The sequence below is a fragment of the Streptococcus sp. HMSC072D03 genome (assembly GCF_001812855.1).
GTDB lineage: Bacteria > Bacillota > Bacilli > Lactobacillales > Streptococcaceae > Streptococcus > Streptococcus salivarius_D.
In genome coordinates, this window is record NZ_KV810691.1 from 87743 (window position 1) to 100203 (window position 12461).

Here is a 12461-nt window from a genome sequence, read left to right on the forward strand (position 1 = left end):
AAAGGTCCCTTCTGTCATAGAAGGGACCTTTTGTCTATTTCTAAAAGGAGAGGAGGGGATTCGAACCCCCGAGCCCCGTTAAGGACTACACGCTTTCCAAGCGTGCGCACTCGGCCTCTATGCGACCTCTCCACAACAAACGATTAGCCTATTAATGGCTAATCGTTATTTTAATCAAGTTTTCAAGAGTTAATCTTTAAACTGAGCCTCTACTCGATAGATGACCTGACCTTTTTCTGAGAACTTACGCTCGTATTCAGTCATGACGTTGCCTTCATAATCACTGGCATGAAGGTCCAACCAAACTTTGTTGAGAACCATTCCATACTGTGAAAAGCTCGCCAAACTGTATTCGAAAAGTCCACGGTTGTCTGTCTTAAAGTGAATCTCTCCATTTTCAGGCAAAATTTGCTTATAAGTATCTAGGAAAGTCTTGTAAGTCAAACGACGTTTCTCGTGGCGACTCTTAGGCCATGGATCTGAGAAATTCAAATACATCATATCCACTTCGCCATCTTCAAAATAATTGGTCAAGGCTGAACCATCCACGCGCAAGAGTTTGACATTTTCAGCACCCGAAGCCAAAACCTTATCCAAGGCATAGCTCAATACAGACAGCTGAATATCAATACCAATGTAGTTGATGTCAGGGTTTTGTTGGGCCATACCAGTAATGAAGGCCCCTTTACCAGATCCTACCTCGATATGGATAGGATTGTCATTACCAAAAAGCTCATGCCACTTACCTTTAGCAGCCTCCGGCTCAAGGATAACGTACTGAGGATGGTTAGCTAGGTGTTCCTCTGCTCCTTTACGTTTTCTAACTCGCATGTCTACTTTCTAATATCTGTGCAAGGTCTCTCTGAATTTACGAAGTTCATAAATTTCTCGGTTGGCATGTTCCATATCACGACTATCAAAGAATTTTGAAATCTGTGTCAAATATGAAAACTGCCCATACCAGTAAATCTTGTCCATCACAAGGTCGTTGTTCTTATAGCCATAGTATGACAACCACTGTGGCCAATGTGCCAATGGAATGTAATGGCTGAGGATCTGCGCCACATCATACATACGATCTGTTAGACGTACAGAATCCCAATCAACCAAATAAATCAATCCTGAGGTTGTGATGACAAAGTTACTATGACGAGCATCTCCGTGAACAATTGTTGCAATTTCCGCACGAAACTCTGGAAGATGACGTTTCAAATCTCTAACAACATCTTGAAGGAAGCCATTCTCACGCAATTGGTAAGCGGCATTTTCCTCCCACTCGTGTAGAAGATCGAAAGGATTTTCAATATGATAATCCAACTGCAAGAGTTGATTAACCAAGTGTTTAGAGCGGTGCAAATTACCAAGAATTTGGATAATCTGTTTACTGTTCATGTCATGTTTGGTCAAAATACGACCATCAAGCCACTCCTGTGCACTCATCATGTCACCATTTCCCAGACGCTTAGCCCACAAGAGCTGGGGCGCAATCTGTTCCTTGGCAAGAGCTGCCAAGATTGGTGTTGTATTCATCTTCACAAAGACGCGATCTCCGTTTGGGTAAGTTCCCATATAGGCCTTACCACTATTTCCTTTGAGAGGAGTCAGGCTCAAATCTTTATCTGTTGATGTCACCTAGGCATCTCCTTTTTCTTTAGTCATTCGTTTCTATTTTAACTTATTTAATAGGTGTTAGTCAATCATCTTATTAAGCTTGGCTGGTAGGTAAACAAGGCTCAAAACTAGCATCATTCCAACCAAAATCAAGCTAAACTTAAGGTCGAAGAGACAAATAGCCTGTACCAGAGTCATCACAAGTACAATCTGTGTAATCAAGCGTTTCAGATTGCTCACCTGCATGTCTTTTCCAACCGGCATAAGGTTAGCCATTCTCTGATAAGCAAAGTGCGATTTAAGTGCCGTGAGCTGGAATAGCAAGAGGTAGTCAAAAACAACCACAAGCACCATAGCCAACCATTTTTCAGGAACCAAAAAGATAACTAAAAGTGTTAGGGTAAACAGGCGTAAACTAAGGGCAAAGTAATCTCCAGAACGCAAGAAGGCTCTTAGGTAAAGATTGTACCAGGTATGTTCCTTGTCTTTCTTTGTACGTTTGAGAATAGCATCCAAATAAGCACGGCGTTTAACACTCGATGTAATCCCCTTAACATTGGTAAAGAGTGAAAAGAACTTCAGAATCGATTGTTGACGCTTATTTTCCGCTGCAATAGCCTCAGTCCAATTCAGTCCAGACTGCTTATAAAAAGGTTGAGCCTTTTTCTGGAAAATAAAGTACTTAAGAATAGCCATAGCTACAAGGATAACTCCCCAAACTGGAAGTCCCAAGGCTAAAAAGAGAGGAATAACTAAAATGAAAATCAGGCTTTGTACGATTACCCAAAATCTAAAAGCACGCCCCGTTGCCTTCTTAACATGGTCAAGCACCTCTTCTTCCTTCACCAAAAGGTAATGTTTATCAGCTGGCTCTAAATAAGTCGCAATATTCCCCCAGAAAGGTAATAAAAGACAAAGCACAAGCAAGCCAAGAATGATTGCCCACGGATTCTTTGGAAAATGTCGAAGCAACTGGCTATACTGAACCAAGACAAAACCTAGCAGAAAGAGAAGAACCAAGATAAAGTGATCATTAAAGACGTAGCGACTATACTTAGCACAGCGGGCATTGAATCGCTTGCTACGCTCCTTAAATAGCTTAGCTATCATGACAATTCTCCCTTAGTTAGCTGCATGTAGATATCGTTAAGACTAGCACTCTCATCACCAAAAGTCTGACGGAGCTCCTCAAGAGTTCCCTGTGCCAAGACCTGTCCATGGTGCAAAATCACAAAGCGGTCACACATCTTTTCAGCTGAATCTAAAACGTGTGTAGACATGAGAATCGCCTTACCCTTAGCTTTTTCCTCAGCCAAAAGCTCAATTAAGTCTGAGATTGCCAAGGGGTCCAAGCCCAAGAAGGGTTCATCAACAATGAAAAGACTTGGATTCACAATAAAGGCACAGATAATCATGACCTTCTGCTTCATCCCCTTTGAAAACTGAGTCGGGAACCAATCTAGCTTTTCATCTAAACGAAAGAGCTTAAGGTACTTGTCCGCACGTGCCATCCCCTCAGTCACATCAAGACCATAGGCCATCAACACCGTTTCCAAATGTTCACGAAGCGTCAACTCTTCATAGAGACTTGGCGTTTCAGGAATATAGCCAATCTTCTGACGATAGCTAGCTGAATCTTGTTGAATAGTTAACCCATCAATGGCAATCTGTCCCCCATAAGGTGTTAAGAGACCAATAATCTCGTTAATTGTTGTTGATTTCCCAGCACCATTAAGACCAATGAGACCAACCAATTCACCATCAGCCACCTCAAAAGTCACATCTTTTAGGACGGGAATATTAGCGTAACCACCCGTCACCTTTTCTAATTTAAGCATTATCTTTTCTCTCTTTGGTATGATATAATCTATTATAACAAAAACTCATGGAAAGGTCGTTATTATGGATAATTGTATTTTCTGTAAAATTATATCTGGAGAAATTCCTTCATCAAAAGTCTACGAGGACGACAAGGTTCTAGCCTTCCTCGATATTTCACAAGCTACAAAAGGACATACCTTGGTTATTCCTAAAGAGCACGTTCGTAACATCTTAGAAATGTCTGCTGAGACCGCTGAGACTGTCTTTAGCCGTGTTCCAAAAATTGCTCGTGCGGTGCAAAAAGCAACTGGAGCAATCGGCATGAATATCCTTAATAACAACGAAGAAGTTGCAGGACAAACCGTCTTCCACGCTCATATCCATCTCGTTCCTCGTTACGGTGCAGACGATGGTATCCACATGGGATTTGACGAACACGAACCAGACTTCGCTGCCCTGGCCGACCTTGCTGACAGCATCGCTAAAGAGGTAACAGAATGAAAATTGGACGCTTTCTAGCTCTTGGAGCCCTCGCCTACGGTGCCTACTACGCCTATAAACGACGTGAAGACATCAAAGAGGAAATCCTAGACCTCAACCAATCACGAGAAAATATCTCTCACGATCTGGACAATATCAAACGCAACCTTGACATCATCAAGGAACAAAACCTTGTTCTCGCTGACATCAAACAAGACCTTAACTATAAAACACGCGTCTTCAAGAAAAACCTCGAACCCCGACTCAACATCATCCAAGAACGCTTGAAAAAATATCAGGGTGAGGATAAAGAATAAAGGTAAGTAGCCTGTGCTACTTACCTTTTTTATCAATGATGAAAACTTATAAAAAGTTTATGGATAGTGTAATAGTCACTCAATGTTCCTTTTTTTCACAACAGAAAGTACCATTCAATAATAAAAGGCACCACTAATCAGATTAAAGAGAACACTACTAAACCTATTTTCATATAATTACTATTTCTCTTTTAAAGCATTAATAATAGAACGTGTTGCTGATCTCGTTAAGCCTTGATTTTTAGGATGTGTCCTTAAATAGGAATGGACTTTGGTACCAGTATCTGAACGTGTGTAACCATTTGTATTAACAATCTTATTACTTAACAGTTTATCCAATAAATCCATTCTGCATCTCCTCACAATTAGTAATTAAAATTTATACTAAATGAATTCATTGTATCATAGTTACCATTCTGTATATTAGCAGTCCACCCAATATTTTCACCGCTCTTCATTTTATGCTTATAGTAGTTTGCTTTTTTTGCTTTTTCGTCTGATTCCTCAACTTTCTGTCCTGGATTAACTGCAACAAATTCTGATATAGATACTGACTGCTTTCCTTTCGGATCGATACTAGATTGTGACGAACTAAATGGTGTTGCTTCAATACTATTGTTAATTACAATAGTTGATTCAATATTAATTTCTTTATCCGTTAAGTTATCAATAATAATATTTCCACCAGTTCTTGTTATTTTAATATTTTTATCACTATATAGTTCTTCCGTTTTTGCTACTTTTTTTTCGAACCCGTAATACTTTGTCCTACTTTTGACGTATTATTGCCATTAGTAGAATTTTCATTCGAAGAATCTCTAATAGCCAAAAAAATTATTAACAATGTAAATATAAATCCAAAAACTGCAAATACATAAACGCTAACATTAAAAATTTACTTTAACATATCTTTTCCTTACCTTTATTTTTGAGTTTCAATTGTCACTTTTGCCTCGTGGTCCAAAGATTTAATCATTGTAGAGTAGTACTTCTCGGCTGACTCCTTTAATAATTTTTTATTGTCCTTTATAAAACCTTGTTGTTCCTTATTTGAAAAACCTTCTGCAACAGCCTCACCAGTATCTATGTCTTTAGTCGAATAACTAAGAATCCCTCCACTAGTATCGTAGAGTGTATAAGGTTTGTCTTTATCTAATTCAACACCAATAACTTCAAATTTGGGTAATGTAACTTGATAATTATGATTACCATTATCTTTAATGGTTACATCATTCTTAATACCGAATTTTGCCGTATAATTTAGAATAATGAGTGCTTTCTTTTCTGAACCAGGTATTACAAAGTTACTACCAAATAACTTTGTATTATTTTCTATTGACTTAACTTTTTGAATAGATGCATTGAGTAAAACTAACTCACTGACCTTTTCCAAAGATTTTACATTTACTATGATTTCTGTCTTTGGTTTTTGATTACCAGATGACTCACTCCCTTTATATACGCTAAGAAAAATGAATCCTACGACAATCACTAATAAAATCGCTAAAATACCATATATTATCTTTTTCATACTTTTTTCCTATTAACTCATTTCTTCAAAAACAACTGGATTAACAATCCTGCAATCACAATACCAGCTGCAATTAGGGGGTTCAACATTGCTATTCCTACAAGAAGTAGAATAGCCAAAATCCATAAAACTACTTTTAACATTATTTCTCCTTATCAAATAACAAAAGATTGTAATATTAAACCCAAGAAATCACTAACTAAAATTTAATTTTACACAAAAATTATATAGCGATATGAATGCGTTGTCAACGCTTTCTTGAAAATAGAATATATTTTTAACTATTTACCATATTATCATAATTTAAACAATTTTATCTCATTTTATATTTAAGAATAAATATAAAAGTCACAGCTATACACAATACAAGACTTTCCGCTGTGCTAAAAGTGAGAGAAGCAATAATGTTTCCCTCACTCGGAAGATTTGAGACCCAGGCTCAAATCTTAGGAATGGAATCCGCTAGGAAGTCACTTCCGTCCCTAGCACCCAAGGAAAGTCTAAAAAATTTATAAAAAGAAAAGCAGAGACGTTTAACATCTCTGCTTCATAAATAGGATTAGGAGGCTTTATGCTTTTTATTTAGCATCTTTTTCTTTGATAACCAAGACACCATCTTCCATATCAGCTTCTAGGTGTTTAGCATCAAGGTTATCCAAGTGGAAGTCTGTGACTTTGTCACGGATTTGTTGTTCAACCACACGGCGGAGTGGACGAACACCCATGACTTCATCGTAGCCTTCTTCAGTCATGTATTCTTTAGCAGCTTCGCTAACTGCCAAGTCAATGTCTTTCTTAGAAAGAGTCTTGTTAACTTCAACCAACATAAGGTCTACAATCTTAGAAAGATCTTCTTTGCTCAAGTGTGAGAATTCGATGACAGCATTGAAACGGTTAAGGAATTCTGGACGGAAGTAAGGTTTCAAACGATCCATAAGTTCTGGTTTATCAGCATCTTCTGTCAAGTTAGCTTCATAGCCAAATCCTGCGTTTGAAGTTGCGATAATCACAGTATTCTTGAAGTTTACAGTGTTACCTTGACCATCTGTCAAACGACCATCATCCAAAACTTGGAGGAGAAGTGTGATAACTTGAGGGTCAGCCTTTTCAATTTCGTCGAGAAGGACGATTGAGTAAGGATTACGGCGAACACGTTCTGTCAAAGTATTGCTATTGTCATCATAACCAACATAACCAGCTGTTGTACCAATCAATTTAGAAACGGCTGTGCGGTCGCTATATTCTGACATGTCCAAACGGATGATAGCATCTTTAGTTCCGAACATATCAAGAGCCAATTGTTTAGCCAACTCAGTTTTACCAACACCAGTAGGTCCTACAAAGAGGAAGCTACCAATTGGACGGTTACCTTCGTCAAATCCTGCACGGTTACGACGGATGGCACGTGCCACTGCTTCAACGGCTTTATCTTGACCGATAACCTTAGTTTGCAAACGGTGACCCATATCTTTCAAACGTTCGATATCAGTTGCACCCATTTGTGACACTGGAATACCAGTCATACGTTCTACAGATTCAGCCACATCATTGACAGTTGCAGTGACTTTAAGGTCTGCTGTGTGGTTAGCAATTTTCTTTTCAAGTTCTTCAATACGAACCTTAGCGTTTAGAGCTGCTTCGTAGTCTTCTTTGGCAGCTGCAGCTTCTTGTTTAGCTTTTTCTTCTTCGATTTCATGTTCAACAGCATTCACATCAGTCACTGGGTGTTGAGCAGCCAAGTGAGCCGCTGTCACATCGACAAGGTCGATAGCCTTATCTGGCAAGCTACGTTGTGGAATGTATTGGACAGAGAAATCTACTGCTGCTTTCAAAACATCATCTGGCAAGATAACATTGTGGTGTTTTTCATAAAGATCACGAATACCTTGGAGAATCTTGAAAGTATCTTCAGCAGAAGGAGCATTAACCTTAACTTCGTTGAAACGACGCGCAAGAGCAGCGTTCTTCAAGATAGTGTTACGGTATTCGTCCTGAGTTGTTGCACCAATCACTGTCAATTCACCACGTGAAAGAGCAGGTTTCAAGATATCAGCAAGACCTTTAGACCCTTGACCATCGCCAGTGCTTCCGGCACCAAGAATTTGGTGGATTTCATCGAAGAAGAGAATGATATTTCCAGCTTCTTTGACTTCATTTACCAAGTTTTGAATGTTTTCTTCAAAGCTACCACGGTATTGCGTACCAGCTTCAAGTCCAGAAATATCGATTGAGATGATTTCTTTGTTCTTGATAGCAGCTGGGACATCACCATTTACGATGGCTTGTGCCAAACCTTCAACTACGGCTGTTTTACCAACCCCAGCGTCCCCGACAAGGACTGGGTTATTCTTGGTACGACGAGCCAAGATTTCGCAAGCTTCTTGGATTTCTTTGTTACGTCCGATAACTGGATCCAATTTACCTTCGCGAGCTTCTTCAGTCAAGTTTCGACCAAGTTTAGCAAGGATGCCATCTTGTTTAGGTCCTTTACCTTGATGTTGAGTTGGGTTCACTGCTTCACCTTCATTACCAGGCAATTGACCTGTTTGACGGTAGATAGCAAATTCTTCAGGTGTCACTTCACGACCGTTAATCATGTAGCGACGGTTTTCTGAACGGTAACCACCCATGTTACCCATCAATTGATTGAAAAGATCATCCATATTGTTAAAGTTGTTGTTCATATAATTACCTCGTTTTGTGTTTTCTTGTGAAATTTTTTAAGTGTTATTTTTTATGTTAATGTGTAAGTTTTGACTTTTACTGACCAAAACCCTAAAAATTTTTAGTAGCTTCAACTACTCTTCTAATAATTTCAGGTTTTGCTCTTGGTAGGAGACTGAGAACTTTCTCAGTCTTAAATAAATTGTCATTTAGCATAAGAGCCACCTTCTTTCTGTGAATCTCTCAATATAGCTAACTTCCAAGCCCCTTTCGAAACTATAAATAGTTCTTTCAGAAAGAAACTTGAATATCAAGGAATCTCTTTTCCTTATAGTTTTATCATATACCTTTCATTTGATCAGGTCAAGAATTTAGTTTTGACTTTCACTGACCTTTCAGATGAAAATTTTTGCAGACTAGCTGCAATACTTTTTTATTGGTACATGGGCTATTGACATAACCTTCATAAGGATTTCATTTCCTTATGTTTATATTGTACAACATTGGTCAGTAATAGTCAATAGTTTTTTTGACTTTTTTTGACCTTTGTCATATTTTTTTGCAGTCAAACCAAAATAACTTTATGACAAGTATTTAGGCAAGCACTGCAAGATTTATAAGGAAGCTAAATCCTTATGACACTATCATACACTATTAGTCAGTAAAGGTCAATAGATTTATTTGATCTTTTTTGACCTTTTGGAAAATAATTTACGGAAAGTAAAAAAGCCTACCAAAGGTAGACCTAATAATGATCTTTGAAAGAGAGAAAGGCGACACTCTTACCATCAACCATATAAATCAAACGATTTTCAGCATCAATTCGTCGAGACCAAGCTCCTTGAAAGTCATACTTCAAGGGTTCTGGTTTCCCAATACCTGAAAAAGGATCCCGTTGAATGTCTTTAATCAGCTTATTGATTCGCTTAAGTGTCTTCCTATCCTGATTTTGCCAATAACAATAATCCATCCATGCATCTTCAGTGAAAGTGAGTAACATTTTCTACTCCTTTAGTGCATGCTCTTGAGTCTCTCCAGCACGTACCTGAGCCATTCCTCTTAAAACCTTGTCTGATAGTTCTTTATTTTGAACAATACGCAATGTTTCTTGAATGCTATCCCACTCACTCTTTGAGACTACTACAATATCTTCATCAGGATTTTTATTGACTACAGCTAGAGGTTCAAATTCATCATTAACCTTTTTCATATAATCCTTTAAATGATTTCGAAACGTTGAATAGACGACTGCTTCCATCAGCATACCTCATTTTCCTCTTTTCTTTTATTATATACCAAAAGTATAAACTTGTACAAGTTCCTGACAAGTTTATACTTTCTACAATATTTATTCGAAAAAAGATTTAAAAAGCCTACCAGAGGTAGACCTTCTATAAAACTATTTTACTCTAATCGGTACACGTCCAAAGTTTTGTTCACAAAGCTCGGGGTTACCTAATTGATAAACATTATCCGCTTGCTGTGTAAGCATATCCCAAGGCTCCCTTCCAATACGAGCCACTATATCCACAGACTTTTTCACAGATTTGAGATGAGACTGCCCTTTTTGAGAAAACCCAAGCACATGAATGGATTCAGCTAGAGGGTTGTCCACAGCTCCGACTAGGATATAAGTCAAAATACGACGTACACGTGCTTTGGTGTAGCGTTTGGTTGCTACCTTATCCACCAATTCCTCCACAGAAGAGGCCTCACGGATAGCAGCTTTTAAACGACTGGCAATCTCTTCATTCACTTGGAAAACACTAGTCAAATCGGGGTTTGTAAGAATCTGATAAACCAACAATTGGAAATAATTATCCCAAGAGGCCTGTGGAGAAGTCTGAAAAAGTTTGCTATTGGGCATGAACTTATCCACAAAATCACTATCTTGCTTGTGGAGTCGTAGACTGGTCGCCGAGGCGAAAGATACTTCCTTGTCTGAGGAATGATAGCCAGCCCCTTGTCTCTGGATAGGATTCAACTTAATGCCCTTACCAGCACAAGCTTTGGCATAGGCTAATCCTAGAATATGGTTGGGTGTATTGCCAGTAAAGTCCACACCAGCAAATTTCTCCCACATTTTTTGTGTCTTTTGTGGATAAGATAGGTCACTCGGCAAGTTTTCCACAAAGGCTTCCATGTCCTCTGACTTTTCAGCATAGACATCTGCTATTGCCTGGTAATCTAGGTCTTCTTCCGTTCCAAAAGTAAGGCTATCAATCCCCAGTCGGGACAAGATATCGACGGCTCCAGCAGCAAAATAATCGGCAGACTGGACTGACGTCAAGAAAGGCAACTCAACCACGAGGTCTGCCCCATTTTCCAAAGCCATCTGAGTCCTAATCCACTTATCCACAATAGCTGGCTCACCTCGCTGAACAAAGTTCCCAGACATGGCAACGATTTTTACACCTTCAGCCTGATCCAAGAGATATTTGTGGCCGTTATGAAAAGGATTGAACTCAGCAATAATACCTGTAACTGTCATAGCTCTTATTTTTGGGCTACAAAGAACCAACGGGCACTAGTTTCAGTCGGTTCCTTGTCCTCGAAATCGGCATAAAGTTTGAAAGATTTGAAGCCAGCCTGCTCCAACAAGATATCATAAGTCAAAACCTCATAAGTACGCTCCTCATGCACCTCATCATGACGGCTAAAGCTCCCATCTTCCTCTTGGACAAAGAAAGTTAATTCATGGACAATAGAATGCGGAGCCGCATCCTCATAGGTATCCCAGAGCATAGCAAAGTCTTCTGCATTTTCATGGTAGGAATAGCCAGGGAAAACCTCATCCGTCTGATAGGTTGAGTGCACATCAAAGATAAAGACGCCATCTTCATTCAGTGCATTATAAACCTCCTTGAAGACGTCCCCAACCTCTACTTCATCCTGCATATAGCAGATTGAATCTGAGTAGCAAGTCACAAAGTCATACTTACCAGCTTGCGATAAATCCAACATGTTGCCTTCAATAAAGTCAATTTTCTGTTTGGCGGAAGACGCACGCTTCTCCGCAATCTTCAACATATCAGCACTCAAATCGAGTCCAGTTACATCAAAACCAGCTTGAGAAAAACGTACAGATTGAATCCCAGTTCCACAAGCCAATTCGAGCAATTTCTTTTTGTCCTTAGTCTTTGGCAAATGACGAAGCGAAAAATCCGTCCACAAATCGTAAAGACTATCATCCATAACAGCGTCGTAGACCGCCGCAAAAGTTTCATAAGTAGCCATAATGATGATACCAAGTCCGTCCGTAATCGGAATGAAAATTAGGGGGAGTGAGACAGAACGAGTTTTCTTAAAAAAATCGTTCGTTGTCTCACCCCCGCAAGGCTGATTAGGTACTCTTCCGAGCTTAAAAAGCGAATGAAGAGTCCAATCAGCTACTGCGCCAAATAATAAATTTTAATAATGATAATTTGACATAGAACTATCTATTTTCCGACGATTACAGGACGGGTTCAAATCCTTTCTAAGATACAAAGAGCGTCAAAAGCAAAGAAAAAATAGGAAACTTTCTGCCGTATCGCTAGATACAAAGAAAGTTTATCTTTTTCTCACAGCTTTTAGCTCGTGTTCAGTTGACAAATTAACTAAACACGAGGCTCTATCCTTCCTATTAAATCTTTAGTTTAAGCAACAAAACCCAGTTGTCGCCAACTGAGTTCAATTTCTTATGCCAAATAAGCTGACACATCCACCATTGGTGCTTCATGCCAGAGTTTTTCGAGGTTATAGTGTGCACGTTCATCTTCTGTAAAGATGTGAACAACAACATCGTTAAGATCCAAAAGAATCCAACCACCCTTGTTGTCACCTTCCATGTGACTAGCATCAAGGCCAGCTTCTTTCACTTTCTCACGGATGTTGTCGGCAATAGCTTCCAACTGACGGCTGTTCATTGCACTCAAAATAACAAAATAATCTGTTAGGCTTGTAAGGCCGTACAAATCAAGGGCAACAATGTCTTCAGCTCGCTTTTCATCAGCAGCTTTGACAACCAATTCAAGTAATTCTTCTTTAGTCAATGA

General features: G+C 39.0%; 15 protein-coding genes and 1 tRNA gene. 2 read left to right on the plus strand and 14 right to left on the minus strand.

The genetic code is table 11. From position 1 onward, the window contains the following. Positions 1-45: 45 nt before the first annotated feature. From HMPREF2877_RS08555 to HMPREF2877_RS08575, 5 genes are all read right to left on the minus strand, one after another. Positions 46-132 (minus strand) — tRNA-Ser (locus tag HMPREF2877_RS08555). Between the two features lie 57 nt (positions 133-189). Continuing rightward, positions 190-831: a tRNA (guanosine(46)-N7)-methyltransferase TrmB gene (gene trmB / locus HMPREF2877_RS08560; RefSeq protein ID WP_003096317.1), complete on the minus strand. Its 642-nt coding sequence runs from the start codon at positions 829-831 to the stop codon at positions 190-192. A gap of 9 nt (positions 832-840) precedes the next feature. Beyond that, entirely contained in the window at positions 841-1632 is a 792-nt protein-coding gene (ccrZ, locus tag HMPREF2877_RS08565; RefSeq protein ID WP_002884270.1) for a cell cycle regulator CcrZ, read from the minus strand. 57 nt (positions 1633-1689) lie between these two features. After that, positions 1690-2718: an ABC transporter permease gene (locus HMPREF2877_RS08570; RefSeq protein ID WP_373419249.1), complete on the minus strand. Its 1029-nt coding sequence runs from the start codon at positions 2716-2718 to the stop codon at positions 1690-1692. Further along, positions 2718-3449: an ABC transporter ATP-binding protein gene (locus HMPREF2877_RS08575; RefSeq protein WP_002884531.1), complete on the minus strand. Its 732-nt coding sequence runs from the start codon at positions 3447-3449 to the stop codon at positions 2718-2720. Before HMPREF2877_RS08575 ends, HMPREF2877_RS08570 begins: the two co-directional genes overlap by 1 nt. Positions 3450-3513: 64 nt before the next feature. On the opposite strand from HMPREF2877_RS08575, the gene HMPREF2877_RS08580 reads away from it, so the two are divergent. Together HMPREF2877_RS08580 and HMPREF2877_RS08585 are read left to right on the plus strand one after the other, a co-directional pair. Continuing rightward, entirely contained in the window at positions 3514-3933 is a 420-nt protein-coding gene (locus HMPREF2877_RS08580) for an HIT family protein (RefSeq protein WP_002891660.1), read from the plus strand. Beyond that, entirely contained in the window at positions 3930-4229 is a 300-nt protein-coding gene (locus tag HMPREF2877_RS08585; protein WP_014634939.1) for a hypothetical protein, read from the plus strand. Before HMPREF2877_RS08580 ends, HMPREF2877_RS08585 begins: the two co-directional genes overlap by 4 nt. A gap of 180 nt (positions 4230-4409) precedes the next feature. Here HMPREF2877_RS08585 and HMPREF2877_RS11000 read toward each other — a convergent pair whose 3' ends face one another. The 9 genes from HMPREF2877_RS11000 to rsfS all read right to left on the minus strand — a co-directional run bounded on the left by HMPREF2877_RS11000 (position 4410) and on the right by rsfS (position 12458). Next, a complete protein-coding gene (locus HMPREF2877_RS11000) occupies positions 4410-4577 on the minus strand; it encodes a hypothetical protein (RefSeq protein WP_014634940.1) in 168 nt (55 codons plus the stop codon). A 574-nt stretch (positions 4578-5151) separates the two neighbouring features. Further along, complete coding sequence (locus HMPREF2877_RS08590) at positions 5152-5760, minus strand: DUF4230 domain-containing protein (RefSeq protein WP_002884297.1); 609 nt, start codon at positions 5758-5760, stop codon at positions 5152-5154. A gap of 17 nt (positions 5761-5777) precedes the next feature. Continuing rightward, positions 5778-5903: a hypothetical protein gene (locus HMPREF2877_RS11285; RefSeq protein WP_002884447.1), complete on the minus strand. Its 126-nt coding sequence runs from the start codon at positions 5901-5903 to the stop codon at positions 5778-5780. A 435-nt stretch (positions 5904-6338) separates the two neighbouring features. Continuing rightward, positions 6339-8444, minus strand: coding sequence for an AAA family ATPase (locus HMPREF2877_RS08595; RefSeq protein WP_070579628.1), 2106 nt, complete (start codon positions 8442-8444; stop codon positions 6339-6341). Positions 8445-9169: 725 nt separating this feature from the next. Continuing rightward, positions 9170-9424: a Txe/YoeB family addiction module toxin gene (locus tag HMPREF2877_RS08600; protein WP_070579630.1), complete on the minus strand. Its 255-nt coding sequence runs from the start codon at positions 9422-9424 to the stop codon at positions 9170-9172. Between the two features lie 3 nt (positions 9425-9427). Continuing rightward, entirely contained in the window at positions 9428-9682 is a 255-nt protein-coding gene (locus HMPREF2877_RS08605) for a type II toxin-antitoxin system Phd/YefM family antitoxin (protein ID WP_060971904.1), read from the minus strand. A 141-nt stretch (positions 9683-9823) separates the two neighbouring features. Then, the gene (locus tag HMPREF2877_RS08610) at positions 9824-10915 is read right to left on the minus strand and encodes a nucleotidyltransferase (RefSeq protein ID WP_070579632.1); all 1092 of its coding nucleotides are present in this window, start codon (positions 10913-10915) and stop codon (positions 9824-9826) included. A gap of 5 nt (positions 10916-10920) precedes the next feature. Then, positions 10921-11661 carry a class I SAM-dependent DNA methyltransferase gene (locus tag HMPREF2877_RS08615; RefSeq protein WP_013991077.1) on the minus strand — a complete coding sequence of 247 codons (741 nt, stop codon included), beginning with the start codon at positions 11659-11661 and terminating at the stop codon, positions 10921-10923. Between the two features lie 443 nt (positions 11662-12104). Next, entirely contained in the window at positions 12105-12458 is a 354-nt protein-coding gene (gene rsfS / locus HMPREF2877_RS08620; RefSeq protein WP_014632696.1) for a ribosome silencing factor, read from the minus strand. Between the last annotated feature and the right edge of the window lie 3 nt (positions 12459-12461).

Coding starts and splice junctions, on each gene's coding strand:
- trmB (WP_003096317.1), bottom strand. CDS start 831: ATGCGAGTTAGAAAACGTAAAGGAGCAGAGGAACACCTAGCTAACCAT.
- HMPREF2877_RS08575 (WP_002884531.1), bottom strand. CDS start 3,449: ATGCTTAAATTAGAAAAGGTGACGGGTGGTTACGCTAATATTCCCGTC.
- HMPREF2877_RS08580 (WP_002891660.1), top strand. CDS start 3,514: ATGGATAATTGTATTTTCTGTAAAATTATATCTGGAGAAATTCCTTCA.
- HMPREF2877_RS08585 (WP_014634939.1), top strand. CDS start 3,930: ATGAAAATTGGACGCTTTCTAGCTCTTGGAGCCCTCGCCTACGGTGCC.
- HMPREF2877_RS11000 (WP_014634940.1), bottom strand. CDS start 4,577: ATGGATTTATTGGATAAACTGTTAAGTAATAAGATTGTTAATACAAAT.
- HMPREF2877_RS08590 (WP_002884297.1), bottom strand. CDS start 5,760: ATGAAAAAGATAATATATGGTATTTTAGCGATTTTATTAGTGATTGTC.
- HMPREF2877_RS11285 (WP_002884447.1), bottom strand. CDS start 5,903: ATGTTAAAAGTAGTTTTATGGATTTTGGCTATTCTACTTCTTGTAGGA.
- HMPREF2877_RS08595 (WP_070579628.1), bottom strand. CDS start 8,444: ATGAACAACAACTTTAACAATATGGATGATCTTTTCAATCAATTGATG.
- HMPREF2877_RS08600 (WP_070579630.1), bottom strand. CDS start 9,424: ATGTTACTCACTTTCACTGAAGATGCATGGATGGATTATTGTTATTGG.
- HMPREF2877_RS08605 (WP_060971904.1), bottom strand. CDS start 9,682: ATGGAAGCAGTCGTCTATTCAACGTTTCGAAATCATTTAAAGGATTAT.
- HMPREF2877_RS08610 (WP_070579632.1), bottom strand. CDS start 10,915: ATGACAGTTACAGGTATTATTGCTGAGTTCAATCCTTTTCATAACGGC.
- HMPREF2877_RS08615 (WP_013991077.1), bottom strand. CDS start 11,661: ATGGCTACTTATGAAACTTTTGCGGCGGTCTACGACGCTGTTATGGAT.